This is a genomic window from Exiguobacterium algae, from assembly GCF_018617875.1.
GTDB classification, from domain to species: Bacteria; Bacillota; Bacilli; order Exiguobacteriales; family Exiguobacteriaceae; genus Exiguobacterium; species Exiguobacterium algae.
In genome coordinates, this window is record NZ_JACSKZ010000002.1 from 184,306 (window position 1) to 208,168 (window position 23,863).

At 48.2% G+C, this 23,863-nt stretch carries 30 protein-coding genes; all 30 read right to left on the reverse strand.

Annotated elements, in window-relative coordinates; translation table 11 throughout:
- Positions 1-13: 13 nt before the first annotated feature.
- From KNP03_RS06115 to flgC, 30 genes are read right to left on the reverse strand one after another with little or no spacing between them, the layout of a single operon-like run.
- Positions 14-415, reverse strand: coding sequence for a hypothetical protein (locus KNP03_RS06115; RefSeq protein WP_214826764.1), 402 nt, complete (start codon positions 413-415; stop codon positions 14-16).
- Between the two features lie 12 nt (positions 416-427).
- Positions 428-1,198 (reverse strand): FliA/WhiG family RNA polymerase sigma factor, encoded by a 771-nt coding sequence (locus tag KNP03_RS06120; RefSeq protein ID WP_214826767.1) that lies wholly within the window; start codon positions 1,196-1,198, stop codon positions 428-430.
- Positions 1,199-1,211: 13 nt separating this feature from the next.
- Positions 1,212-1,697: a chemotaxis protein CheD gene (locus tag KNP03_RS06125; RefSeq protein WP_214826770.1), complete on the reverse strand. Its 486-nt coding sequence runs from the start codon at positions 1,695-1,697 to the stop codon at positions 1,212-1,214.
- The gene (locus KNP03_RS06130) at positions 1,690-2,289 is read right to left on the reverse strand and encodes a chemotaxis protein CheC (RefSeq protein ID WP_214826773.1); all 600 of its coding nucleotides are present in this window, start codon (positions 2,287-2,289) and stop codon (positions 1,690-1,692) included. Before KNP03_RS06130 ends, KNP03_RS06125 begins: the two co-directional genes overlap by 8 nt.
- Positions 2,279-2,710, reverse strand: coding sequence for a chemotaxis protein CheW (locus KNP03_RS06135; RefSeq protein ID WP_214826776.1), 432 nt, complete (start codon positions 2,708-2,710; stop codon positions 2,279-2,281). The genes KNP03_RS06130 and KNP03_RS06135 overlap by 11 nt, the downstream gene beginning before the upstream one ends.
- A 12-nt stretch (positions 2,711-2,722) precedes the next feature.
- Entirely contained in the window at positions 2,723-4,702 is a 1,980-nt protein-coding gene (locus KNP03_RS06140; protein WP_214826779.1) for a chemotaxis protein CheA, read from the reverse strand.
- A gap of 19 nt (positions 4,703-4,721) precedes the next feature.
- On the reverse strand, positions 4,722-5,561 hold the full coding sequence (locus KNP03_RS06145; protein ID WP_214826794.1) for a MinD/ParA family protein: 840 nt from the start codon (positions 5,559-5,561) through the stop codon (positions 4,722-4,724).
- Positions 5,540-6,619: a flagellar biosynthesis protein FlhF gene (locus KNP03_RS06150; protein ID WP_214826797.1), complete on the reverse strand. Its 1,080-nt coding sequence runs from the start codon at positions 6,617-6,619 to the stop codon at positions 5,540-5,542. Before KNP03_RS06150 ends, KNP03_RS06145 begins: the two co-directional genes overlap by 22 nt.
- Entirely contained in the window at positions 6,620-8,641 is a 2,022-nt protein-coding gene (flhA, locus tag KNP03_RS06155; RefSeq protein ID WP_276313802.1) for a flagellar biosynthesis protein FlhA, read from the reverse strand.
- 13 nt (positions 8,642-8,654) lie between these two features.
- On the reverse strand, positions 8,655-9,749 hold the full coding sequence (gene flhB / locus KNP03_RS06160; RefSeq protein ID WP_214826803.1) for a flagellar biosynthesis protein FlhB: 1,095 nt from the start codon (positions 9,747-9,749) through the stop codon (positions 8,655-8,657).
- Positions 9,746-10,516 (reverse strand): flagellar biosynthetic protein FliR, encoded by a 771-nt coding sequence (gene fliR, locus KNP03_RS06165; protein ID WP_214826806.1) that lies wholly within the window; start codon positions 10,514-10,516, stop codon positions 9,746-9,748. The genes flhB and fliR overlap by 4 nt, the downstream gene beginning before the upstream one ends.
- The gene (fliQ, locus tag KNP03_RS06170) at positions 10,513-10,785 is read right to left on the reverse strand and encodes a flagellar biosynthesis protein FliQ (RefSeq protein WP_214826809.1); all 273 of its coding nucleotides are present in this window, start codon (positions 10,783-10,785) and stop codon (positions 10,513-10,515) included. Before fliQ ends, fliR begins: the two co-directional genes overlap by 4 nt.
- Before the next feature lie 11 nt (positions 10,786-10,796).
- A complete protein-coding gene (gene fliP, locus KNP03_RS06175; RefSeq protein WP_214826812.1) occupies positions 10,797-11,462 on the reverse strand; it encodes a flagellar type III secretion system pore protein FliP in 666 nt (221 codons plus the stop codon).
- Positions 11,459-11,953, reverse strand: a complete 495-nt coding sequence (locus tag KNP03_RS06180) for a flagellar biosynthetic protein FliO (RefSeq protein WP_214826815.1) — start codon at positions 11,951-11,953, stop codon at positions 11,459-11,461. The genes fliP and KNP03_RS06180 overlap by 4 nt, the downstream gene beginning before the upstream one ends.
- Positions 11,950-12,315 (reverse strand): response regulator, encoded by a 366-nt coding sequence (locus tag KNP03_RS06185; protein ID WP_214826817.1) that lies wholly within the window; start codon positions 12,313-12,315, stop codon positions 11,950-11,952. Before KNP03_RS06185 ends, KNP03_RS06180 begins: the two co-directional genes overlap by 4 nt.
- A gap of 13 nt (positions 12,316-12,328) precedes the next feature.
- Positions 12,329-13,471 carry a flagellar motor switch phosphatase FliY gene (gene fliY / locus KNP03_RS06190; RefSeq protein WP_214826820.1) on the reverse strand — a complete coding sequence of 381 codons (1,143 nt, stop codon included), beginning with the start codon at positions 13,469-13,471 and terminating at the stop codon, positions 12,329-12,331.
- Complete coding sequence (fliM, locus tag KNP03_RS06195; protein WP_214826823.1) at positions 13,468-14,457, reverse strand: flagellar motor switch protein FliM; 990 nt, start codon at positions 14,455-14,457, stop codon at positions 13,468-13,470. The genes fliY and fliM overlap by 4 nt, the downstream gene beginning before the upstream one ends.
- A 9-nt stretch (positions 14,458-14,466) precedes the next feature.
- Positions 14,467-14,916: a flagellar basal body-associated FliL family protein gene (locus KNP03_RS06200; RefSeq protein ID WP_214826826.1), complete on the reverse strand. Its 450-nt coding sequence runs from the start codon at positions 14,914-14,916 to the stop codon at positions 14,467-14,469.
- The gene (locus tag KNP03_RS06205; protein ID WP_214826829.1) at positions 14,909-15,127 is read right to left on the reverse strand and encodes a flagellar FlbD family protein; all 219 of its coding nucleotides are present in this window, start codon (positions 15,125-15,127) and stop codon (positions 14,909-14,911) included. Before KNP03_RS06205 ends, KNP03_RS06200 begins: the two co-directional genes overlap by 8 nt.
- The gene (gene flgG / locus KNP03_RS06210) at positions 15,127-16,014 is read right to left on the reverse strand and encodes a flagellar basal body rod protein FlgG (RefSeq protein WP_214826832.1); all 888 of its coding nucleotides are present in this window, start codon (positions 16,012-16,014) and stop codon (positions 15,127-15,129) included. Before flgG ends, KNP03_RS06205 begins: the two co-directional genes overlap by 1 nt.
- A gap of 11 nt (positions 16,015-16,025) precedes the next feature.
- Complete coding sequence (locus tag KNP03_RS06215; RefSeq protein ID WP_214826835.1) at positions 16,026-16,460, reverse strand: flagellar hook capping FlgD N-terminal domain-containing protein; 435 nt, start codon at positions 16,458-16,460, stop codon at positions 16,026-16,028.
- Complete coding sequence (locus KNP03_RS06220; RefSeq protein WP_338082713.1) at positions 16,432-17,502, reverse strand: flagellar hook-length control protein FliK; 1,071 nt, start codon at positions 17,500-17,502, stop codon at positions 16,432-16,434. The genes KNP03_RS06215 and KNP03_RS06220 overlap by 29 nt, the downstream gene beginning before the upstream one ends.
- A 25-nt stretch (positions 17,503-17,527) precedes the next feature.
- The gene (locus KNP03_RS06225) at positions 17,528-18,085 is read right to left on the reverse strand and encodes a MotE family protein (protein WP_214826848.1); all 558 of its coding nucleotides are present in this window, start codon (positions 18,083-18,085) and stop codon (positions 17,528-17,530) included.
- A 4-nt stretch (positions 18,086-18,089) separates the two neighbouring features.
- On the reverse strand, positions 18,090-18,524 hold the full coding sequence (locus KNP03_RS06230) for a flagellar FliJ family protein (protein WP_214826851.1): 435 nt from the start codon (positions 18,522-18,524) through the stop codon (positions 18,090-18,092).
- Positions 18,524-19,840, reverse strand: a complete 1,317-nt coding sequence (gene fliI / locus KNP03_RS06235; RefSeq protein ID WP_214826854.1) for a flagellar protein export ATPase FliI — start codon at positions 19,838-19,840, stop codon at positions 18,524-18,526. Before fliI ends, KNP03_RS06230 begins: the two co-directional genes overlap by 1 nt.
- A complete protein-coding gene (locus KNP03_RS06240; protein WP_214826857.1) occupies positions 19,827-20,552 on the reverse strand; it encodes a FliH/SctL family protein in 726 nt (241 codons plus the stop codon). The genes fliI and KNP03_RS06240 overlap by 14 nt, the downstream gene beginning before the upstream one ends.
- Complete coding sequence (gene fliG / locus KNP03_RS06245) at positions 20,536-21,543, reverse strand: flagellar motor switch protein FliG (protein WP_214826860.1); 1,008 nt, start codon at positions 21,541-21,543, stop codon at positions 20,536-20,538. The genes KNP03_RS06240 and fliG overlap by 17 nt, the downstream gene beginning before the upstream one ends.
- A 5-nt stretch (positions 21,544-21,548) precedes the next feature.
- Positions 21,549-23,117: a flagellar basal-body MS-ring/collar protein FliF gene (fliF, locus tag KNP03_RS06250; RefSeq protein WP_214826863.1), complete on the reverse strand. Its 1,569-nt coding sequence runs from the start codon at positions 23,115-23,117 to the stop codon at positions 21,549-21,551.
- 22 nt (positions 23,118-23,139) lie between these two features.
- Entirely contained in the window at positions 23,140-23,421 is a 282-nt protein-coding gene (gene fliE / locus KNP03_RS06255; RefSeq protein WP_214826867.1) for a flagellar hook-basal body complex protein FliE, read from the reverse strand.
- A 13-nt stretch (positions 23,422-23,434) separates the two neighbouring features.
- Positions 23,435-23,863, reverse strand: a complete 429-nt coding sequence (flgC, locus tag KNP03_RS06260) for a flagellar basal body rod protein FlgC (protein WP_214826870.1) — start codon at positions 23,861-23,863, stop codon at positions 23,435-23,437.

Here is a 23,863-nt window from a genome sequence, read left to right on the forward strand (position 1 = left end):
AATCCGGCAACTGTCACTTTTTGCGAAGTTTCGCATAAAGCGCCATCTCCCCTTCGCCTTTACCGAGCAATCGAGCCGCGTCGCGAACCGAGTGACGGAGAAGTACATCCTCCACGTCTAATTGACTCGAGACGGCAACCGTTTCAGTTGCCGCTTCAAGTATCGTGTCAGGAGGCGAATCAACTGGCACAGAATTCTTCTCTGGCTCCCGTGATTCTTGTGATTCAGGGATCGATTTCGAATCGTCTTTGACTAGGTCGTTCATCGATTCCATGAACGTTAATAGTAATGATTCCATTTCCTGCTTTTCTGACTCCAGGTGCGAAACACGCTCTTGGAGCGACTGAATCAGACGGTAGCCGAATAAAAAGCCGTAGGCAATCAAACAAGCCAATGCAATATACAAAATAATCACTTGTTCATCTCCTTAAGACGTCTTCTCTTCTAGATACGATCGACCGAGTGCGTGTTTCAATGTTTTCAATGCCTTCGAATGAATTTGAGAAATACGCGAAGTGGACAACTCGAGTACTTCTCCGATTTCTGTCAAAGTCAATTCATCGAAGTAAAACAGTGAAACGACCAATCGCTCTTTTTCGGAAAGGTGTTCAACCTCCGCTGCTAAAACATCAACGAGCTCGCGTTGCAATAAGGTATCTTCCGGTTTTTCAGAATCCGGGTCGAAATACGTGACAGACATGACTTTTCCTTCTTCTTGAAGCGTCACCGCTTCGTCAATGGATAACATGTTTGCGAAGTACCCTTCTGCCATCGCCCGTTCGATTTCTGACACCGGCAAATCGCACGCCTTCGCCAGTTCCTGTTTCGTCGGTGCACGGTGAAGCGATTGTTCCAACCTTTCAGCTGCCTGGTCAATTTTTTTCACACGTTCACGGACAGAACGGGGTAACCAATCAATCTTTCGCAAGCCGTCAATAATGGCTCCTCGAATTCGAAAAGCAGCATACGTATCAAATTTATTGTTATGTTCTGGATCATATTTCATAAGGGCATCGTACAATCCCATGTAACCCAAACTTTTCAATTCGTCGCGTTCGACACTCTTTGGGAGCGTCACGATCATTCGTTGCACGTGGTAATGGATTAAAAACTCGTAATGCGCTAGTAACTCGTTTGCTGTATCCATATCACGGTCCGTATTCCATCGATCCCACAACTGTGTAAGATGAGTCGTCATGTCGATCCCCCCTTTAAATTTCTTTTGTTCCTACACTGACGGTCCGAATCGATAAGACTGATGTGGCAACATCAAATTCAATCGTTCGTCCGTTATGTCCACCGCAGTCCTCTGCTACTAACGGGATACGGTGTGTTTTCAGCGCTTGTCGAATCGCTTCGGCATTCCGCTCACCGATTCGCATCGCTTCGTTCTCATATTTAAATTGAAACATTTGGGCACCGCCCGCCATTTTTGCCTGGAGGCGGGTCGCCCCTTCCCGCCGCAGTGATTCGACGAGTGCCGTGATGGCAGTATCTGCGTATTTTCCTACTTCAAGCGATTGATTTTTTCTTGCGATTGTCGAATCCGGCAACATGACATGTGCCATGGCCGCCAGCTGGAGCCGTACGTCGTAAAGAATCACACCGACACATGACCCTAATCCGGCAGTACGAAGTCGATTCGGGGCCGTTGTTTGCTTCCACTCGGCAATCCCGATTTTTAACACTTCAGCCATGGCCCATCAACCGTTGCTGAATCTGATGGAGCGATCCATGTGTCGGTAGGAACAACACATGTCCTGCACTAACTTTCTGATCAATCATGAACGTTGTATCAATGTACAAGGCTGCGTCTTCTTCGGGCTGGACCGATGTGACGACAAACTCGACAATCGAGCCTGCCATATCAATCGCGGTAGCAGGTACCTGAATCATGATCGGTGTTTGTAACCAGTCTCCAAGCGCTCGCGCATAAGCACCGCTCATGATATTACCGATTTCTTCCCAAGCCGACTGACCGAGTTCGTCAAAGTCGTCAAACGAGAACGGCATCCCGATGAGTGATGACACCATTTGTTCGGCATCTTGAACAGCGAACAGGATTAAAATCATGCCGCGAATGTCTCCATCGAGCTCAAGCAAGACGGATGCCACATGTCGTTCCGGTCCTCCGAGGCGTTCAGGTAAATACGTAATAGGTTCCATTTCAGCCGATGACACCGTAATGTTCACCGGCTTTCCGAGCATGGACGATAGCGCGGTCGCCGCATGTCCAGAACCAATGTTACCGAGTTCTTTCAATAAATCCTGTTCGAACTCACTCAGCATGATGATCCTCGAACAGTGCGTTCGCATCGAGGAGCGAGAACAACTTGTCCTCACCTTTGGCGATAGCCGTCAGATGATCCGTCAACATGTCACTGCTCGATTCAGGAATTGGTTCAATCCGGACTTCGTCACTTTCTACCACTTCATTGGCACGGTCGACGATAAAGCCGGCATCCCCTTGGTTGAGTGAAGCAATTAAAATCCGTGTCTCGTCTGTCGGTGGAATTTCTTCATATCCGAGGCGTAAACGAAGGTCGATGACCGGTGTGACGACTCCACGAAGGTTGATGACCCCTTTCACGTGTGCAGGTGAGTTTGGTACCCGCGTGATCGGTTGCAGACGTTCAATCGAACGGACCGACTGGACGTCGATGCCGTATGAGTTTGATTCAAGTGAAAAGACTACCCATTTTTGTTCCATCTTTATTCCTCCTTAAAAGAGATCGTTACTATCTACGATTAGGGCGACACGTCCGTCCCCGAGAATGGTCGCACCTGAGATAGCAGGAATTCCTTCGAGATACGTACCGAGTGGCTTCATGACAATTTCTTGCTGACCGATCAAATCGTTGACGACAACGCCAACCAGTTTATTTCCTTTACGTACCACGACGACCGGGAACTGAGACTTCGTTTCGCTGTCGATGCCAAACATTTCTTTAAGGTAGACGAGCGGTACAAGCTGTCCACGGAAGTCAAAGACACGTTCACGGTGAGCAGTCAAGATGTCCGCTTCATCAAGAAGCGTTGTTTCAAGAATTGAAGACAATGGAATCGCGTACGATTCATCTCCCACCTGTACAAGCATCGCTGAGATGATGGAAAGTGTGAGTGGCAAGCTGACTTGGAATTTCGTTCCTTGTCCCGCTACCGTTTCGAGTGAAACGACGCCACCGAGTGATTCAATTTTATTTTTCACGACGTCAAGACCGACACCTCGTCCTGAGAGGTCTGTCACGACATCCGCTGTCGAGAACCCTGGGGCGAAAATCAACATCGCCAGTTCATTCTCTGACATCATACCGGCCTCTTCAGACGTAATGACGCCACGTTCAAGCGCTTTGGCACGCACTTTGTCGACATTGATGCCGGCACCATCGTCCTCGATTTCAATGAAGACGCGGTTACCGCCATGGTATGCCCGAAGTGCCAACATCCCTTGTTCCGGCTTTCCAGCTTGAAGACGAACTTCCGGACGTTCGATTCCGTGATCGATCGCATTACGGATCAAGTGTACGAGCGGGTCGCCGATTTCATCGATGACCGTACGGTCGAGCTCTGTTTCCGCACCCGAAATATCGAGTTGAACTTTTTTATGAATATCTTTGGCCACCGAACGCACCATACGCGGGAAGCGATTGAATACTTGTTCGATTGGCATCATGCGAAGCGTCAAGACGAGCGATTGTAACTCGTTTGTGCCTCGTTTGATTTTTTCAACCGTCTCGTTTAATTCAGCTTGTCCGACTTCATCCGCCAAGCGTTCTAAGCGACCGCGGTCGATGATGAACTCTTCAAATAAGTTCATGAGTCGATCGATCCGCTCCAAGTTGACTCGAATCGTCTTCGCTTGCGCCTGTGCAGCGGCTTGTTCTTTCGGTTCTTCGGCCTCTGTTTTTGCTTTTGCCGGTTCAGGAGTTGGCGCCTCAGTCGTGACGGCGAGTTCCGGTGCGCTGACTGCGGTGCTTGTGAACGCCTTGACTTCCACTCGCTCCACTTCCGAAACCTGTGCGACGGCTTGTTCAATGTCATCCGCCGTTTCCTGGGACAAGAACAGGACATCAAATGACAAGTCAAACTTCTCTTGTTCGATTTCTTCTGTTTCCGGTTGCGTGCTCACGACTTCTCCTAATTCCTGAAGACGGTCAAACACCATATAGGCGCGAGCCGCTTTTAACACGACCGCATCAGATAACTTCACGTGAATTTGAAAAGCTTCAAATCCACTTTGCTTTGCCTGTTCGATGACCGAGTTCGTGTAGAGATCGACTTCAAACGAACTGGAATCCGAAGATTTCACTGCGACGACTTCTTTCCCGCCGATAAATGATTGGAATGCTGCTACCGTTTCACTCACATCTACGTTTGAGCCGCGACCGCCATTTTCGATGTCCGCAATCATGTCTTCCATCTGTTCCATCGCACTAAACATCGTATCGAGTAACAATTGGTTGCTTTCTTTCTTCCCGCCACGAACGAGGTCGAGCGCACTTTCCATCTCATGCGTCAAGTTCGCGACACTTTCATACCCCATCGTCGAAGACATTCCTTTCAACGTATGAGCCGAGCGGAAAATCTCTTGTACAACATCCGCACTCGCCGTTTGCTCTAACTTAAGTAACTGGTTGTTGATTGACTGAATATGTTCCTGCGATTCATCCAAAAATAATCCTAAGTATTCGTTCACGTCCATCTATATTGCCTCCCTGTCATTAGACTCGGTTCCACTGTTTCCGCAAATTTCCGAACAATCGGTCCATGAAATGTCTTGGCTTCGGCGGGGTCCCCGTAAGCGTTGTCAAAATACGCTCAAGCCTCCAACTAATATCACTTTTCCGGTCGTACTGATAAAACGGGACTTGCGCGATGACCGCCTTCCTTACGGATGGATCATCCGGCAAAAAACCGAGGAATCGAATCGGTTTATTTAAAAACTGAACACATGCGACTTCCATTCGTTCGAAGCATTGGAGTGCCTCTTCCCCTGACTGTGCACGATTGACGATTACGCCCAATGGCAAGTCCGGGTATTGATGGTGAACAAGCTTTGTATAAGCGTATCCGTCCATTAATGAAGTAGGTTCCGGAGTCAAAATGAGAAACATTTCATCACACCCGGCAATAAACTGAAGCGACGTGTCTGTCGCGCCTGCCCCCATATCGAATAAGACGTAGTCATACTCGGTCAACACTTCAAGTTCACGCATCAAGAATTGCATGTCGCTTTCTGAGAATTGGACGAGGACATCCTGTCCGCTCCCCCCATGTAATATATCGACACCAAAGACGCCTTTCTGAACAGCTGAGGCCAGAGGAATCCTTGCTTTCACCGATTCGACCATCGTACGGGATTTCGTTGCATTCATCAGAATATGGACATTCGCCATCCCAATGTCGAGGTCGACAATCAGCACACGCTTTCCAAGCTCAGCAAGTGCGATTGCCGTGTTGACACAGACGTTCGTTTTTCCGACGCCGCCTTTACCACTAGCGAATGCAATCGTAGTCGGAGGGACTTCATTTCTGGCCCTTAAACGCCTTGCTTGGTCCATCGTGTCCACCCTTCCTTCTCTAGCAGTCGTCTAGTCAATTGTTCGGCATCACCCGGTACCAAATCATCCGGAACTTCCTGACCATCCGTCAGCCATGCAATCGGAAGGTCACTCTTTTTCACCATTCTGTACATCGCGTGAATATCGCTCGTTTCATCCGCTTTCGTGAAGATCAGCGAATCCAGCGGTAACGTCTCAAACTGTTCATAAATCATGTCCATATCCTTCACTTTTGATGTGAGACTTAGGACTAGCGAAAGATTCGTTTCAGAGAAATCGTGGTGGTCGTTGAACTGTTGAACGTAGGCCGGGTCTCTGAAGTTTCTGCCAGCTGTATCGATCAATACGATATCTTTTCGTGCAAACAATTGTTTCGCCCGCTTGAAGTCATGGAAATCGTAGGCGACTTCGACAGGAATGTTCATGATTTCCGCATACGTTTTCAATTGTTCAATCGCTGCGATTCGGTAAGTGTCCGTCGTGATCAGACCGACGCTCTTTCCTTCTTCCAGCTTGTAATAAGCAGCAAGTTTCGCAAGCGTTGTCGTTTTCCCGACACCTGTCGGCCCAACAAGCATGACATATCGTTTTGCCGCTTTCGTTGGGGTGAACGATTGTTTAATTTGTTCATATACATATTGTTCGACAGCATCAACAGACTTCGTTGTGTAGTACAACTCATTGATGGCTTCTTCCCACGGCTCATTCAGAAAAGATTCCGACGCCATCAACTGTTCAATATGACCGAGTGAAGCATGCAACCTCGGTCCCCCACTTCCGTAATTCGACACAACAGGGGGAGATGGCGGCATAACGGGTGGTCCGTTCAACTCACGCTGTTTCTTCGGTTCGACACGCTTTTGTTCAACTCGAGGTTTGAGTGATACCGGTTCTTTTTCCAGCGCTGCGATGACTTCCACCTGCTTTGAAGAAAATAATCCGAACCATCCGGTCTTCACTTGTCGTGAATTCAGGATGACGGCGTCTTCACCGAGGTCTTCTTTCACTTTCGCCATCGCCTCGGTCATCGTTTTTGCTGTGAATTTTTTTATTTGCATTTAAATCACCCCAATACTTTTCACTTCGACAGAACTGAGTAACTCGTTATAGGCCAACACAGGAACATCCGGATAATACCGTTCCAACAGCTGTCTGACGAACAATCGAATGGTCGGAGAACACAAGATGACCGCTGAGGCACCATACCGTTCAAACAGTGACAACTGTTCGCCTGCACGTTCGATTACGTCACGGGCTTGATCCGGGTCGAGAGCCAAATAGTTCCCAAACTCCGTTTTCTGAACCGCATCCTGAATGAGTTGCTCCGTCTGACCGCCTAACGTCACGACGTATAACGGACCATCCGGAGGACTGACTTGGTCGGTCAATTGTCGCGCCAACCCTTGGCGGCAATACTCCCCGAGAATCTCCGAGTCTTTCGTCACTTTTCCGTAGTCTGCCATCGTCTCAAACAAGAGCGGCAAATTGCGAATCGAAACGTGTTCTTTCAACAAATGACGCAACACTTTTTGGATCTCCCCAATCGACAAGACAGACGGGGTCACATCCTCTACTAACACCGGATGCGTCTCTTTCAAGTGTTCCACGAGCTGTTTCGTCTCTTCCCGACCTAGTAATTCAGAAGCGTGCTTCTTCAACGTCTCCGTCAAGTGTGTCGCCACAACTGATGGAGGGTCGACGACGGTATAACCGCTCATTTCGGCACGGGTCCGTGTTTCTTCATCGATCCATAGAGCCGGTAAGCCGAATGCAGGTTCCGTCGTCTCAATACCGAACACTTCCGGGTCATCGATGCCAGGGCTCATCGCCAGGTAATGGTCGAGAAGCAGTTCGCCTTCAGCGACAACGTTGCCTTTCACCTTGATCCGGTAGGCGTTTGGTGACAATTGGAGATGGTCACGAATCCGTACCGTCGGCAAGATGAATCCGAGTTCAAGTGCAAGCTGTCGACGAATCATGACGACACGGTCTAACAGGTCGCCTCCTTGAGACTCATCCGCCAATGGAATCAATCCGTACCCGAATTCGAATTCGATCGAATCGATTTGAAGTAACGAGACGACGGATTCAGTCGGACCGGTCGCCGTTTCTTCTTCCATAATCGGTTCCTCGACTGCTTGCCGGATATTACGTCGCATCGTATATGCACCGAAGAAGGCCGTTCCGGCAATGATGGCGGTTATAGGCAGCAGCGACGGTGAAACGAAGCCTAATAAGAACACGATGGAACCGGCAATATAGAATAGTGTCGGATTTTGGCCGAGTTGGTCCACAACGTCTTCTCCTAAGTTACCGTCTGAGACGGCACGTGTGACGATGATCCCGGTCGCAGTCGAAATGAGAAGTGCCGGAATTTGACTGACGAGCCCGTCACCGATCGTCATGAGCGAAAACTTCTCAAACGCTTCTCCGACCGGCAAACCCATCTGAACGGCACCAATGATGATCCCGAAGATCAAGTTGATCGTGACAATGATGATGCCGGCAATGGCGTCCCCTTTTACGAATTTCGAGGCACCGTCCATCGAACCGTAGAAGTCCGCCTCGCCTTGAATCTTACGGCGACGGATTTGGGCTTCCTTGTCGTCGATCAAGCCGGAGTTCAAATCCGCATCGATTGCCATTTGTTTCCCCGGCATTGCATCGAGTGTGAAACGGGCCGAGACTTCAGACACCCGCTCCGCTCCTTTCGTGATGACGACGAATTGGATGATGACAAGAATCAAGAAGACGACGAATCCGACGAGCACATTCCCGCCAATAACGAAGTCACCGAACGTGGCAATGACTTCCCCGCCATATCCGTTTGAGAGAATCGAGCGCGTCGTCGAGACGTTCAAGCCGAGACGGAACAGCGTCACAATCAATAGGAGGGAGGGGAACACGGAGAAGTCGAGTGCTTCTTTCGCATTCATCGCCACGAGTAGAATCATGATGGCAATTAAAATATTTACGATGATCAAAAAATCTAACATAGGTCCCGGTAACGGGATGATCAGCATGATGACAATCATCAAGACACCGATCAGAATAACAAAGTCTTTCGCTTTTACTGCCAACACATACTCCTCCTCAAGACGGTTGCTTCAATTGATAGACGAAAGCTAATACTTCCGCAATCGCTTGATAGAATGATTCGTCTACCACTTCGCCGATATCGATTTGTGCGTAGAGCGCTCGGGCGAGTGGTTTGTTCTCCACGATGGGAATGTCGTGTTCTTTCGCGACATCGCGAATGTTGAACGCGACCCGGTCCACCCCTTTTGCGACGACGAGCGGCGCAAAGTCTTTCGTGTCATCGTATCGGATGACGACTGCGAAATGGGTCGGGTTGGTAATGACGACATCGGCATTCGGTATTTCCTGCATCATCCGCCGCATTGCCATCTCCCGTTGTTGCTGCTTAATTTTAGACTTAATGAGGGGATCCCCCTCGGTATTTTTATATTCGTCTTTAATGTCTTGTTTGGACATGCGAATGTTCTTCTCAAAGTCATAGCGTTGATAGAAGAAATCGAGTAATGCCAAAGCCAAGAGCGCCACACTCACCCACAATCCGAGTTGAATCGTGATGCTGCCTAAGGCGATGACCGATTCACGAACGTTCTCGACAGCCATTCGAGAGAGTTCTTTCTGGTTTTGCCATAACACAGCGACAGCCGTCGACAAAATGATTAATAGTTTGAATAAGGACTTTAAAAATTCGACGACCGCCTTGATGCTGACGATTCGTTTGACCCCTTTGATCGGATCGATTCGCTCCAGTTTCGGCTGAATCGCTTCTAAAGAAAAGAGAGAGCCGATCTGCAGATAGTTGATCAACACACCGAACACGACCGCTACGATAAAGAACGGGGCGATAATCATGCCGACACGTAACAGCAAGTCAATCATCATTCCGGATATCCCTCCGGTGAGGTCCACCAATAAATAATGCGGGCTTAACAGTTCCTGGACGAGCGTGAACATTTGCCCTCCGATATACGGTCCTAAAAAAGAGAGCATCAGGAACATGGCAAATAGTGCAAAAGCCCCGGTCAAATCAGCTGATTTGGCGACCTGACCTTTTTTCCGGGAATCCTCACGTTTCCTCGGTGTCGCTTTTTCTGTTTTTTCGCCTGCAAAATATTGAAGATCGACCGATAAAGGATATAGAGGCTTCTTCATGTGGTGTCTCCTAAAATAAGCATAAAGTCATGCATCACTTCTTGAAGTAGCGGGATGAAGTGGCTGATCCCGTTTAACGTCAATCCCATCAATAGCACCATGACCGAAAAACCGGCCACGAGCTTGAAAGAAAATCCGATGGCAAAAATGTTGAACTGTGGCGCCGACTTCGCTAGAAATCCAAGTGCCAAGTCAACGAGAAATAAAGAGGCCATCATCGGTAAAGCCAATTGCAACGCAACCATCATCGTCATCGAGATAACTTTGATCATCATCGTCAAAGATGCTTCAGTGAAATTGATCATCGGCTGACCGGGCGGGAAGATTTGAAAACTATAGTAAATCCCGTCGATCAAAAGTAGGTGCAAGTTACTCGATAATAAGATGAATAATGTAAAGATGTAATAAAACCGTCCAAGCAACGGGGACTGTCCGCCGAACATTGGATCATAGGACGCCGCCATCGCTAAACCTAGCTGTACATCAACGATTCCCCCTGCGATTTGAGGGGCGAAGAATAGAATATTGATCAAGATCCCGAGCAACAGCCCGATTAATACTTCGTACAAGACTTGTACGACAAACCCTTCACTCATTTGAACAGGTTCAGTCAATGTGAACATCGCATAGTAGGCCAAGAAGGCACTGAAGGCGACTCGATGCATGACGGGTAGCTGTTTCGACGAGAACAGCGGCACACTGACAAAAAAGCCGGTCAATCGTGCAAACGTCAATCCGTAAAGACTAATAAAATCTACGGCATTCATTTCGAGGCGACCTCGACCATCAACTCAAAAATCATCCGGGTAAATCCTTCGATTTGTTGAAGCATCCATGGTCCAAACAGCACGAGACCAATGAAAACCGAAATGATCTTTGGCACAAAGGAGAGTGTTTGTTCTTGAATTTGAGTCGTCGCTTGTAAGATTGAGATGACAAGTCCGACGACAAGAGAGATCAATAAAAGCGGCATCGCTATTTTTAGTAATGTCCACACGCTCTCTGTTGCCAAATAAATGACCATTTCCTGTGTCATGTTCGTTCCTCCTACATACTTCTAAGCAATGACTCTACAATCAAATGCCATCCATCCACTAACACAAAGAGCAATAGTTTAAACGGTAAGGCAATCATGACAGGCGGTAACATCATCATCCCCATTGACATGAGGACACTGGCGACAACCATATCAATGATCAAGAATGGAAGAAAGATCATGAATCCGATTTGAAACGCTGTCTTTAACTCGCTGATGGCATATGCCGGTACGAGCGCGAGAAGCGGCACATCATCAATCGTCTCCGGTTGATCGTAATTTCCGTATTTTAAAAACAATTGTAAGTCTTCTTGCCTCGTATACTTCGACATAAATTCTTTCATCGTACCACTCGCTTCATCGAATGCTGCTTCTTGACTGATTCGATCATCTAAATACGGCTGAAGCGCATTGTCATTCAAATCCGTCAACACTGGTGACATGATGAATAGTGTGATAAACAGGGCCAATCCAATAATCAGCTGATTCGGTGGCGTCTGTTGCGTCCCGAGAGCAGGACGAATGAAGGACAACACCACGACGACCCGGGTAAAACAAGTCATCAAAATCAGGAAAGACGGCGCAAGTGTCAGTAACGTCAACAAAATCAAGAGTTTGATGGAGGTTGAGGTACTGTCCGGTGTATCTAAATTAATCAATTGCTCAATTGTCGTCATGATTTCTTCCTCACTTCTTCAATTTGAGCAAGCTGCTTCTTAAACGTTTCCAAGAAAGCGGAAGAATTCGCTGTACGGAGCTTCAATTGATCGTTTTGCTCTTCATCAATCGCATCCGCATCCAGCCGATCAATCAGTTGGATGGAATCCCCTACTCCTAACACATACACGTGTTCTCCGAGCTTGACCATTTGTACCGATCGATCTTTCCCAAGCGGTACACCACCAAGATGCTTCATATGCTGAGTCGCTTTCATACCTTGTGTTTTCGAACTAAGCCATCTCATCAAAACGATGAATCCGCCGACCACGACTACGAGACTCAACACGACTTTCACGAAACTACCAATCGATGAAGCTGCCGATGGAACGTTTTTTTCTTGTACGTCTGTTTGTTGTTGCTCGAATTGTTGGTCAACGGTGGCGGCCTCAACCGTGGTCGGAACGTAAAGTCCGACCACGAGAAGAATAATCAACCACCATTTATTCATTGTGCGACCGTTTTAGAAACTGCTTCGATGACGCGTTCTGCGTTAAACGGTTTCACGATAAAGTCTTTCGCGCCCGCTTGAATCGCATCAATTACCATCGCTTGTTGTCCCATCGCAGAACACATGATGATTTTTGCATTTGAATCGAAGCTGCGGATTTCTTTCAACGCTGCGAGTCCGTCCATCTCAGGCATCGTGATGTCTAATGTGACGAGGTCCGGAGTCAATTCACGGTATTTCGTAACCGCTTCTGCACCGTTTTCCGCTTCGCCTACCACGTCATACCCATTCTTAGTCAAAATGTCCTTGATCATCATACGCATGAAAGCTGCGTCATCTACTACTAATACTTTTGCACTCATTTATAATTCCTCCTTAAACAATTCCGATCCGCTCATGCGGTTGAATAATTTCTGTTACACGTACCCCGAAGTTTTCTTCAATGACCACTACTTCTCCACGGGCGATTCGTTGCTGGTTGACGTAAATATCAACCGGTTCACCTGCAAGCTTGTCGAGTTCGATAATCGAGCCTTGGGAAAGTTCGAGCACTTCCCGAACCGACTTTTTCGTCCGCCCGAGTTCAACTGTTACATTGAGGGGGACATCATATAGTAAGCCAAGGTTGGCCGGAGCCGCTTCTTGTGCCGAAGGCGAATGGAGCGGCATGAATTCCGCCTGACTCACCGCCACTTCCGGCATCGCTTTTGGTTGACGCTCAACTTGCGGCGTCACTTGCGGTGCAGCTTGCGGTTGAGGGGCTTCCATCTTCGGCGCTTCCTGTTTGACAGGCTGCGCTTTGGGAGCTTCCACTTTGGGTGTAGCAGAACTCGTTGTCGCGTTTAGCAATTCGTTGACGAGCTGTTTCCCAAATTCGATTGGTGCAATTTGAACGATTGTTGAATCGATCAATGTACCGACTTTCAAATCGAATTCGATCAGAACCATCGTATCCCATAACTCGAGTCGATCGATGATCGTTTGGTTTTTTGTCGCATCGAACACTTCGACGAGCGGGGGTGAAATATCAATTTTCTTCGCGAACACTGTTGATAGAGAGGTCGCAGCGGCACCCATCATTTGGTTCATCGCCTCTTGTACAGCTGATAAGCGAATCTCATCCAGGCTTTCAGGGTCAACATTCTCCCCTGTCCCCCCTAGCATGAGGTCTGAAATAATCGCTGCATCTCCTCGTGTCAAGACGAGGACATTTTCCCCTTTGATTCCTTCTGTATAACCGACACGCAATGCGACATGCGGTGTCGGATATCGTTCACGTAGCGCATCTACTGTCACTTCACTGACAACAGGCGTCGTGATTTCAACTTTTTGTTGTAACAGCGTAGACAAAGCAGTCGCCGAATTACCAAATGAAATATTTCCGATTTCGCCTAGCGCATCGCTTTCCATCGAATCTAAATGTTCTTCCACTTTCGTCTCGACCTTTGGCGTCGGCGCATTGTCGCTCGTCCCGCGCAGTAACGCATCGATTTCATCTTGTGACAACATCTCACTCATTGCTCTTCCTCCTTCGCGCGGTGAAGCACTTGGACCGCCATTCGCTTACCGCTCACACCGACTTGCCCTTTAAACACTTTATTGTCCCCTACCATGACCGATAGCGGTTCTTTCGCCAATTGATCTAATGTCAAACAGTCCCCCACCTCAAGATGCAACAAATCACCGAATGTGATGGTCGTTTCACCCAGTAAGGAAACAACTTCCACCGTTGAATTCATCAATTGTGCCTTCAGTGGTTCTTTACTCGTTCCACTTGCGTTTCGTCTGTTCGCCTCTTGCATCCAATAGTGACTCGATAATTTTGAAAGGACCGGTTCAATCGTGACAAATGGCAAACATACGTTGATGGTTCCGCTGACCTCACCGATTGTCACACCAATCGAAATCAACACGACCGTTTCGTTCGGTGAAACGAGCTGAAGGAACTGTGGATTTACTTCAACCGCCGACATTTGAGCCTTTACTTCGGCAATGGATTCCCATGCATCGCCATATGTCGAGAAGGCCCGTCTGTACAGCTGTGTCAAAATCCGCATTTCAATTTCAGTGAACGTCTCAATTTTATCCATCTCCACACCCGGACCGCCGAGTAGCCGGTCTAACATGGCATAAGAGATGTTCGGGTTCACTTCGATGATAAACCGTCCGTTCAGCGGTGGTGCTTCAATCAAGTTGATCATCGTCATGCTTGGAATGGAATGAATAAATTCATCATACGGCAATTGTTCGACCGAATTCACTGTGAACTGTACGTATGTCCGCAGTTGTGCGGAGAAAAACGTCGTCAGCATCCTTGTAAAATGCTCATGGATTCGAGTCAAACTTCGGATCTGATCTTTCGAGAATCGGACCGCTCGTTTGAAGTCGTATTGACGAACTTTTTTCTCTTCCTCTTGAGCCAGAAATGAGTCCGCTTCGACATCACCGCTACTTAATGCGGATAACAGGGCATCAATTTCTTGTTGAGACAGTACTTCTCCCATGATGCCACCTCACTGAATGATTTTCTTCGTCATATAGACGCGCTGGACTTCGCCTTCTTCGAGAAGCCCGTTGATTTGTTCTCGCAATGTCTGCTCAAACTTTTGCATATCTTCTTTTGTCGTGAGTTTCGACTTTGTCATCCCCGCCAAATCACCAAGAATGACGTTATTCACTTGAAACTTTCGTAATTCCAAGTCCTCTTTCGTCTCGATCGAGTCGGTAACGATTGTAAATTGAACGTTGATGAAGCGCTCATCTTGAATATTTGTCGTCATGTCATCTGTCATAAAGCTTCGCTCTGACAGTTCTTCCGCTGAGACCGGTTTCGTTTCTGCTGTGACATTGTCCCCAAAGACATATTTATATGTCATGAATCCGGCACCGCCCATGACGAGCAGGACAACGATCAGGATGATCAGCACTTTCATGCCGCCTCCCTTTTTCTTTTCCTCACTCATCTTCCTCACCTCTTGTGACCATGGTTCCGACAAGTCCGATTGAACGGTAGAAAGCTGTCGTTCTCTCGAGGACTTGTTCTTTCGTTTCTTTGACGATATACGTCTTACCGTTATACAGATGGATGATCGTGTCTGGCTCTGCTTTCACCGTCTCGATGAATAGCGCGTTAAGCACGAATTCCTCCCCGCGAAAAGCTGTGACGGAAATCATCAGCGTTTCAAGTTTACGAGTTCTTGGAGAATCTCGTCTGAAGTTGTGATGATTCGTGTGTTCGCCTGGAAACCACGTTGTGCGACAATCATTTCTGTGAACTCTTCTGATAAGTCGACGTTCGACATTTCAAGTGCACCCGAGACGAGTGTTCCACGGCCTTCAGCTCCCGCAATTCCGAATTGTGGTGCACCGGAGTTTTGTGATTCCGAGAAGTTGTTCGCTCCTGTTTTTGAAAGACCCGCGTTGTTGGCAAAGTTCGCCGTTATGATATAACCTGCCACTTGAAGTGCGCCCGTGTCATCCACAAAACTCACTTTCCCGTCTTTCGCGACTGAGACGGCTTTTGCCGTTGGCGGGATTTGGATTCGACCGTATGCATCGGCTGGCGCCCCTGCTGTCGGATCATATGGCGTAAGTGCTGTTTCCACTGAAGCCAAAGTCGGATCGGCTGCAGGCGGTGTATCTGTGAGCGACGCGAGAAGGAATGTCCCGTCCCCTGTTACCAGGTTCCCGTCATTATCCGTATAGAAGTTACCCGCTCGCGTATATTGGAAGCCAGCCTCCGTACGTGTGACGTAGAATCCTTCACCCGAGATTCCGACATCCAAGGCACGACCAGTATTTTGCATAGCGCCCTGGTTATAGACGTTATCGACTGTCGCCATCGTTCCCCCAAGACCTACTTCTTTCGGGTTAATCCCTCCGGTTGTCGTCCCGTTTCCACCTGAAGCACTACCAACTTGTTGACTCACAAGATCTTTGAATGTGACGCGGCCTTTTTTATAACCGAATGTATTGACGTTGGCAATGTTGTTACCTACAACATCGAGCTTCGATTGGAAGTTCTTCAAACCACTAATACCAGAATACATTGCTCTTAACATGATAAATCCCCCTATGCTTGTTTGATGGAAGTAATATTGTAAACACTGACTGACGTGCCATCGTCCAGGTCGGCCATATATCCAGTCTCATCTGTTCGAGAGATTGACAACACCTGTCCTGAACCTTTTGTTGTTTCTTTGTCGGTTTCAATCGTATAGTCGACCGTTTTTCCGATCATGTTACTAAATTCGGAGATCGAAGCCATATGCCGGTCGACTAATACCGAATCCAGTTGCTTGGAGATGGTCTGCATTTGTTCAAGTGATGAGAACTGAGCCATTTGTGCGATGAACTCACGGTCTTCCATCGGTGACATCGGGTCTTGGTTCGCAATTTGAGCGAGCAATAATTTCATAAACATGTCTTTATCATATTGATTGGTTGCTTTTGGCATCGACTGATCCGGCAACGTATAATCATTCATCTTCGGTTGGATGGTCGTCATCTTCTGCTTCTCCTTTCGCATGTTCCTGCGGTTGCTCTGAATCCGGATGGTCCGAACCGTCAAACAGGTTCGACTTCACGTCTAGTGCCTGTTGCGTCATGCTCACTTCGACGCGAACTTGCTGCGACAACGGGTGTAGCGTTTGCTGTAATTGTTGAACTTGTGATTGCAACAACTGCTTCGCTTCCTGGTTGCTTGCGAACAGTTTGACAACCAGTTCACCGTTTTGTCGTTCCAACTTCACGACGAGCTCACCCAGCTGTTCGGGATAAAGTCGGACGGTGAAGACCTTTGACCCGTCAGCACCACTTTTGAACGGCGCTTTTTGAAGCGCTGCCTCAATCCGCGCCTGTAGATTTTCCGGTAAAGAGCCTTTTGAAGCGTACATGACAGACTCTGCATCGATTTGTGGTTTGGACCAGTTCAACCCTTTCGGTACCCAGTCGGTGACCGCCTTATCCTGTACCGGACCAGTTGTCGGCAACGGTTCAGGTTTTGCTTGGAACGGAAGCGGTTTAGAGGACTGACCGAGCGTCCCGCTGAATTGACTGACGATTTGGCGAAGCGTTTGAACGTTTTGTTCAACCTTTGACGCAACTTCTCCACCCGCACTTTTTCCATTTGGTTGAATGAGCGTGCTCATCACGGACGAGGCGGTAGCCTGCATGCCGATTTGAGAGGACGCTTCTGGAGTAGCGGTCATTTCACTCGTCGAAACTGGAGCAAGTTGAGCCAGTAAACCAATATACGCATCCATGAAGCTTCGATAAGCATCTTTTGGTAAAGTCTTCAGCCACTGCAAGGTTTCAGGTTGTTGTAACCAGGTTTCAAGCTGTTCTTGCAAACCGTCTACATCAATCGTCTCACCAGTAAGAGAGCCGTTGCTCTCCTTGTCTGCGTTTTCCTCTAATGACAAAAGCGGATTCGTACTACCGAGCATCGAGGAGAGCAACTCTAAGAACATACCTTGCGGCGCGTCACCTGTCTCACTCGTGCTTCCCGATAATCCCTGCATCCCCTGCGTAAGTAATGCGATATTCACGATGTTTCCTCCTCCCCTGAAATCCTTATTTTAGAAGTTGCGTGACGACGGCGGCTTGTTGAGCATCCATACGACCTAATATATCTGCCTGTTGCTTTGGTGAAAGTTCTTTAAGCAGCTCGGCCACTTGCGGACTTTCAAGCTGTTCCATGATGGCTGCCGCTTGTTTCGCGGACATTTCTTCATATACATTCGTAATGTCCGAAGTGGACTCCGCTTCTTCGGCGGATTTGATCTGCGCGTTCAATTGATCGCGTTCACGAATGAGATCTGTAATCTCTTCCTGTCTCGCCTTCACTTCGTTCGTCAACTCGACATTTTCGGCACGCAATTTTTCAATCTCACTGTTTGCGGCTTTCAAGCGATTCGTCGTTTCAGAATCGATCCCTGTCACGTTGACCGTCTTCTCGGTTGCCTCATCCGTCAAGCTTCCACTTCCGACTTCAAGAAATGGAACGGATAATAGCGGGCGGTCCATCGCATAATTCATGACGACGATCCCACCGACGAGTAAAAAGATGGCTGGGACAAGGACTAACGCAACGATCATCTGTTTTCCACGCTTGTTGTTCTCTGAACCCATTCAATCATTTCCCTTTCCCGTAGTGAATGACGGCGAGCTCATCGAGCATGCTTTGTTCTGCAAGCTTGGTCGCGGCCATTTCATTTTCGCTTACCTTCTCATGTAGCGTCATATATTTCTTTTCCTCAACGACTTTTCCGAGCAACCGTTCCTGCGATGCATGATAGCGGTTGCGAGCCTGTTGAACGACTAACTGTTGTGTTTCGATTTGACGCTTCACTTGCTCTCGCGTTTTTTCGCGATATTGAGACATCAGTAAATCGATTTGTCCGAACTGCTCGTCCTGATGTTTGATGAGCGTCTCGTATGTAACAAGCAACTCATATAATTTTTCCATCTCTGATTCAAAGCGTGCCTTCAGGCTTCTCGCCTCAGTGGCCGCTCCTTCTTTTTCGTGTTCTGCGATTGGCATGATGCGTTCTAATATGAGTTTGTTCATCATTCACCTCGTGCAATCTCAGCGAGTTGCTTCAAAGTTTGCTCAAAATCAGCATCTTCTTCGATGGATTGTTTCAGGAACGTCAGCAACCGCGGATACATCTCGATTGCTGTATCGATGGAAGGATTCGTTCCTTTCTTATAAGCCCCGATGTTGATCAGGTCTTCTGCGTCTAAGTAAGTGGCAAGCCAGCTTCGGAACGTTTGTGCGAACTCCCGATGTGGTTCAGTCGCAATCTGATTCATGACTCGACTGATTGACTTCAACACATGAATCGCCGGGAATTGCCCTCTGTTCGCAAGGGAACGGTCCATAACGAAATGTCCGTCTAAAATCCCGCGGACCGCATCCGCAATCGGTTCATTCATATCATCGCCATCTACTAGTACCGTGTAGAAGGCCGTGATTGAGCCATTCGCGGATGTGCCGCTGCGTTCCAACAGTTGTGGAAGCAGAGCGAACACGGAAGGGGTATATCCTTTCGATGTCGGGGGTTCCCCGGTTGCCAATCCGATTTCACGTTGTGCCATTGCAAAACGAGTCACCGAATCCATCATCAAGACGACTTCTTTCCCCTGATCCCGAAAATATTCCGCGATGGCCGTCGCCGTGTATGCGCCTTTTAATCGAACGAGCGGTGGCTGGTCGCTCGTTGCAACGATCACGACTGATCGGGCCATTCCTTCAGGACCTAGTTCTTTCTCGATGAACTCTTTCACTTCCCGTCCCCGTTCTCCGATGAGGGCAATGACATTGATATCTGCTGACGAACGTTTCGCAATCATCCCGAGGAGAGTCGACTTCCCTACTCCTGATCCGGCAAAAAGTCCGACGCGCTGTCCTTTTCCAACCGTAAGTAGCCCATCAATCATCCGAACTCCCGTCGACAGGGCATCGAGTATTCTTGGACGGTTCATCGGATTGGGTGGTTTACGTTGCACATCGTAGCGGAAGCCGGTCGATAGTGTTTCACCTGACAATGGCCGGCCGAGTCCATCGAGGACTTGACCGATCAATTCCTCACCAACCGGTACTTGCAACATCCGTCCCGTCCCTTTGACAAGACATCCCGGAGCAATTTGCATCGTTTCCCCATAAGGCATCAATAGCACACGATCCTCATTAAAGCCGACGACTTCAGCCTCTACCGGTTCTCCGAATGGCAAATGGATGAGGCAGCGCTCCCCGACGAAAGCGCTCGGGCCGTTCGATTCAATCATCAGTCCGACAACACGACAAACACGGCCGATTTTCCGGGAGTATTCATCTTCGTTTGAACGTTCAATTGTCTCAATCATCCGTTCAATAAGCGCCATCGGATAAAACCTCCTCGATTTTGGACTGAATGCGTTCGAAGCTGTATGCTAAGTCAATCTCAGCCCCTTTTTGAGGAGATTCGATTCGCACGGAGGTCTCGCTCACGGAAGCATCTCCCCGATATTTGAGTGGGGGAGTATCCGGTGTGACCCACTCCGACTCAAAGCGTTGAATCGAAGCCAATCGGGTTGGGTGTACAAAAATCATCAAAGACTCGGCATCGACATGGTGCGTTAGCTGGCGACGAATCATGTCGGCAAACAGCGCCTCCTCATTTCTCACAAGTTCCGTTGTCACTTGTTCACTAATGGACACGGCTAGCTTCACCAAATCCTGCTCCGACTGTCGCCATTTTTCTTCATACCATTGTTCAAGTTCGACGGATACCGAGTTCAACCGAGTGGTCACCTCTTCAAACTCCGCTCTTCCTTCGGACTTCCCTTGTATGAAGCCCGCTTCGTAGCCTTCTTGTCTTGCGAGATCGAGCGTTTGACTCTTCGTTTCTGCCAACTGTTTCAACTCTTGCTCTTGATACTGTCGAAATGCTTCTTCCGCACGCTCTAGTTCTGCGTAGCGTTCTTGGATCGTTTGTTCATGATCAAGGGTCGGGCTCTGTTCTAGTACCGGTTTCAAAAGGGACTTGGACTCAATTCGCAAGGGCTCATTCGTAGTCGCCCGTTGCCGTTTAATCACGTTAGACAACGATGTCATCTCCTCCACCTCGACTAATCACAATCTCACCGACATCTTCTAAGCGACGAATAATCCCGACGATCCGGCTTTGGGCTTCTTCGACGTCACGCAATCGAACAGGACCCATAAATTCCATATCTTCTTTGAATGTTTCGACCATTCGCTGTGACATGTTCTTGAAGATGACTTGTTTGACTTCTTCCGAAGATACTTTGAGCGCGAGTAGTAAATCGTCGTTCGCCACTTCCCGAATGATCCGCTGAATCGCACGAGAGTCGAGCGTGACGATGTCTTCGAATACGAACATCCGCTTTTTGATTTCTTCGGCGAGTTCTGGGTCTTCGATTTCAAGTGCATCGAGTATCGTCCGTTCAGTCGTTCGATCGACACCGTTCAACACTTCAACGACAGCCTCGATGCCACCAGACTGGGCATAGTCTTGCATGTCCGTTTGAGACAGGTTCTTCTCTAATATTTGTTCGACTTCATGAATCACATCCGGGTTCAGGCGATCCATCGTCGCAATCCGTTTCGCCACCTCTGATTGAATCTCAGGGGTCAATTCGGATAAGATTTGACCCGATTTGACTGGTTCTAAATGGGCCAATATCAATGCGATCGTCTGGGGATGCTCATTTTGAATAAAGTTGAGCAGCTGTTTCGGGTCCGCTTTACGGGCAAACTCGAACGGACGTACTTGGAGAGTGGACGTCAGGCGATGAATTAATGCCATCGCCTTATCCTCTCCTACCGCCTTTTCCAAAACGGTTTTTGCAAATCCGATTCCACCTTGCGTGATATAACTTTGAGCCATCGCAAGTTCATGAAACTCACCAAGAATGCTTTCCTTTTCTTCAGGAGACACTTTTTTCAATGCTGAAATCTGTAGCGTCAGCTGTTCCATTTCTTCTTCAGACAAATGCTTATACACGTTTGCCGCCACTTCAGGACCTAGGGAAATCATGAGCATCGCTGCTTTTTCTCGATTTGATTGTTTTGCGTAGTTCACGTTACTCACTCCTCAGACATCCATGTACGAAGAAGTTTGGCGAATTCTTCTGGGTTACTTTCTGCCAATTTCTCCAACTGTTTCTTCTTGACTGCCCCTTCACCTCGTTCTTCAAGATCAAGGTCCGGCACTTCGTCCTCGTAAGGAACTTCCCACTCACTTCGTTCTTCCCCGTCATCTTTCTTACGTCTTCGCATCGCAAAGAATAAGAGAGCAAGTAAGACAACTGCTCCGGCACCTGCAGCGTACATCCACCATTCCTGTTGCTGGACAGATGCAGCGACTTCTTCGACTTCAGCAAATGGTCTTGAGACGACGACTACTTTTTGCTCGAGTTCGGCGTCTGTCAACGCCTCGTCTGTTTTGGCAAGGGATGTCCGAATAATCGAATACATCATCGTCTCCAAATCGCCTTCAAGTTGTGGATCGATCGTCGTCGCGCCATCCGGGGGTTCGACAATCAATTGGACACCGAGGTCACGGATTGTGTACGGTGCGTTTTGGATTTGTTTTGTAATACGGTTTACTTCATAATTGATGATTTCATGATTCTTTTCACTTTCTTCTGAGCTATCGCCCGTTGCCGCAGGGAAATTGATGGTATCATTGTCCCCTGTTCCTGCCCCGGTGGCTGTTCCGGTCCCGCCGGTGTAAGCCTCGGCGATTCGCTCAGCCGATGTGACAATCCCTTCCATGTTTTCATCATCCACTGGGGTGACGAGCTTTTGTTCTTCCGATGTTTGTGTCGTATCGATATCAGCTGTCACAGATACTAAGACACTCCGTTCACCGAGAAGAACCGCTAACATTTGTTGGATTTGCTGACGTACTTCCTTTTCGACTTGTCGCTTCAGCGCCAACGGGTCCGTCGATCCCCCGCTTGCTGTCACCGTTTGGTCCAGATCATAGTAAGTGAAGTATTGGTCCATGATCGAGATGTTCTCCGGTTTTAAGTTCGGTACACTTTTGCTAATCAAGTGATACAAGCCTTTAACCGTATTTGGTTCTAAGTTGGTTCCTGCTCCAAGGTTCAACACAATCGAAGCGGTTGGCTCCCCTTGATCTTCTGCCAGGAAAACTGACTTTTCAGGTATCGAGATGACGACCTTCGCTTGATTGATTCCTTCGATTTGGGTGATTAAGCGTTCCAACTCGGTTTGCATTGCACTTCTTTCGATTACCGCCATTTCCCGGTCGGTCGTACCGAAGCCTGCATTCTCACTGAAGAAACTATAGTCAATCGAGCCTGACCTCGGAATCCCGGCTGCCGCCAAGCTCACTTTCAGTTGGTCGACCATCGCACTCGGTACGTAGACGCTCACGCCATTCGATGTCGCCTTGATTTCGGACTTCACACCGTCAGCAGTCAATTGTTCGGTCACTTCACCTGCCTCTTGAGCAGACAAGTTTGTATATAGAGGGGCCATGTTTGGCCTTGCTATCATAAATGTCAGCACCGAAGCGGCAATCAGGATTACCGCGGCGATGATTCCCCAAAACTTCTTCCGGCTTGAAGGCATCGCATTTAGAGAATCGGTCACTGACTTGAAACGTTCTTTTAGCTTTTCATTCATCGCAACTCGTCATCCTCTACAATTAAACTTGCATTCGCATCATTTCTTGATAGGCTTCCACAGCCTTGTTCCGCACCTCGATGGCAAGTTGCATCGCAATCGACGACTCTTCGCTTTGAATCATGACTTGATGAAGGTCTGCTTTGCCAAGTGCTAAATCGACTCGCGCCGCACTTGTCGCCTGCTGTGTCTCATTTAGCGATTTAATGGCTTCATTCAAATATGACCCGAATTGAGATGGGCTTGTTTGTTTTGTTGAAACCGTTTGTTCAATCGGCATCAACTGAATTGGGTTAATCTGCATCCACCTTCACTCCTTATCCTTTTCCAATCTCCATCGCTTTTACGAGCATTGCCTTTGAGGCATTCATCGCCGCGATGTTCGCTTCATAGGACCTTGTTGCCCCCATGAGGTCCACCATTTCTTTTAACAGGTCGACGTTTGGCATTTGAACATACCCTCGTTCATCCGCATCCGGATGGCTCGGGTTGTATACCAACTTATACGGACTCTCATCTTCTACGATTTGAGCCACCTGGACCCCTCCGCTAACGTCATTTAACCGCTTTCGAAACGGCGCCTCTTGAAGAACCGTCATTTTCCGTGTGTAAGGCTGCCATTCACCGTCAACGAGCTTGCCACGCGTTGTCTGTGCGTTGGCAATGTTCGCGGACACAGTGTCCATGCGTAACCGTTGAGACGTCAGTGCAGTAGCAGATATATGAAAGCTATCGAACATTCCCAT

Bases quoted from the DNA above. Each gene is read 5' to 3' on its own strand.
- KNP03_RS06120 (WP_214826767.1), bottom strand. From the start codon at position 1,198: ATGACGACTCATCTTACACAGTTGTGGGATCGATGGAATACGGACCGT.
- KNP03_RS06125 (WP_214826770.1), bottom strand. From the start codon at position 1,697: ATGGCTGAAGTGTTAAAAATCGGGATTGCCGAGTGGAAGCAAACAACG.
- KNP03_RS06130 (WP_214826773.1), bottom strand. From the start codon at position 2,289: ATGCTGAGTGAGTTCGAACAGGATTTATTGAAAGAACTCGGTAACATT.
- KNP03_RS06135 (WP_214826776.1), bottom strand. From the start codon at position 2,710: ATGGAACAAAAATGGGTAGTCTTTTCACTTGAATCAAACTCATACGGC.
- KNP03_RS06140 (WP_214826779.1), bottom strand. From the start codon at position 4,702: ATGGACGTGAACGAATACTTAGGATTATTTTTGGATGAATCGCAGGAA.
- KNP03_RS06145 (WP_214826794.1), bottom strand. From the start codon at position 5,561: ATGGACCAAGCAAGGCGTTTAAGGGCCAGAAATGAAGTCCCTCCGACT.
- KNP03_RS06150 (WP_214826797.1), bottom strand. From the start codon at position 6,619: ATGCAAATAAAAAAATTCACAGCAAAAACGATGACCGAGGCGATGGCG.
- flhB (WP_214826803.1), bottom strand. From the start codon at position 9,749: ATGAAGAAGCCTCTATATCCTTTATCGGTCGATCTTCAATATTTTGCA.
- fliR (WP_214826806.1), bottom strand. From the start codon at position 10,516: ATGAATGCCGTAGATTTTATTAGTCTTTACGGATTGACGTTTGCACGA.
- fliQ (WP_214826809.1), bottom strand. From the start codon at position 10,785: ATGACACAGGAAATGGTCATTTATTTGGCAACAGAGAGCGTGTGGACA.
- fliP (WP_214826812.1), bottom strand. From the start codon at position 11,462: ATGACGACAATTGAGCAATTGATTAATTTAGATACACCGGACAGTACC.
- KNP03_RS06180 (WP_214826815.1), bottom strand. From the start codon at position 11,953: ATGAATAAATGGTGGTTGATTATTCTTCTCGTGGTCGGACTTTACGTT.
- KNP03_RS06185 (WP_214826817.1), bottom strand. From the start codon at position 12,315: ATGAGTGCAAAAGTATTAGTAGTAGATGACGCAGCTTTCATGCGTATG.
- fliY (WP_214826820.1), bottom strand. From the start codon at position 13,471: ATGAGTGAGATGTTGTCACAAGATGAAATCGATGCGTTACTGCGCGGG.
- fliM (WP_214826823.1), bottom strand. From the start codon at position 14,457: ATGGGAGAAGTACTGTCTCAACAAGAAATTGATGCCCTGTTATCCGCA.
- KNP03_RS06200 (WP_214826826.1), bottom strand. From the start codon at position 14,916: ATGAGTGAGGAAAAGAAAAAGGGAGGCGGCATGAAAGTGCTGATCATC.
- KNP03_RS06205 (WP_214826829.1), bottom strand. From the start codon at position 15,127: ATGATTTCCGTCACAGCTTTTCGCGGGGAGGAATTCGTGCTTAACGCG.
- flgG (WP_214826832.1), bottom strand. From the start codon at position 16,014: ATGTTAAGAGCAATGTATTCTGGTATTAGTGGTTTGAAGAACTTCCAA.
- KNP03_RS06215 (WP_214826835.1), bottom strand. From the start codon at position 16,460: ATGACGACCATCCAACCGAAGATGAATGATTATACGTTGCCGGATCAG.
- KNP03_RS06225 (WP_214826848.1), bottom strand. From the start codon at position 18,085: ATGGGTTCAGAGAACAACAAGCGTGGAAAACAGATGATCGTTGCGTTA.
- KNP03_RS06230 (WP_214826851.1), bottom strand. From the start codon at position 18,524: ATGAACAAACTCATATTAGAACGCATCATGCCAATCGCAGAACACGAA.
- fliI (WP_214826854.1), bottom strand. From the start codon at position 19,840: ATGGCGCTTATTGAACGGATGATTGAGACAATTGAACGTTCAAACGAA.
- KNP03_RS06240 (WP_214826857.1), bottom strand. From the start codon at position 20,552: ATGACATCGTTGTCTAACGTGATTAAACGGCAACGGGCGACTACGAAT.
- fliF (WP_214826863.1), bottom strand. From the start codon at position 23,117: ATGAATGAAAAGCTAAAAGAACGTTTCAAGTCAGTGACCGATTCTCTA.
- fliE (WP_214826867.1), bottom strand. From the start codon at position 23,421: ATGCAGATTAACCCAATTCAGTTGATGCCGATTGAACAAACGGTTTCA.
- flgC (WP_214826870.1), bottom strand. From the start codon at position 23,863: ATGGGAATGTTCGATAGCTTTCATATATCTGCTACTGCACTGACGTCT.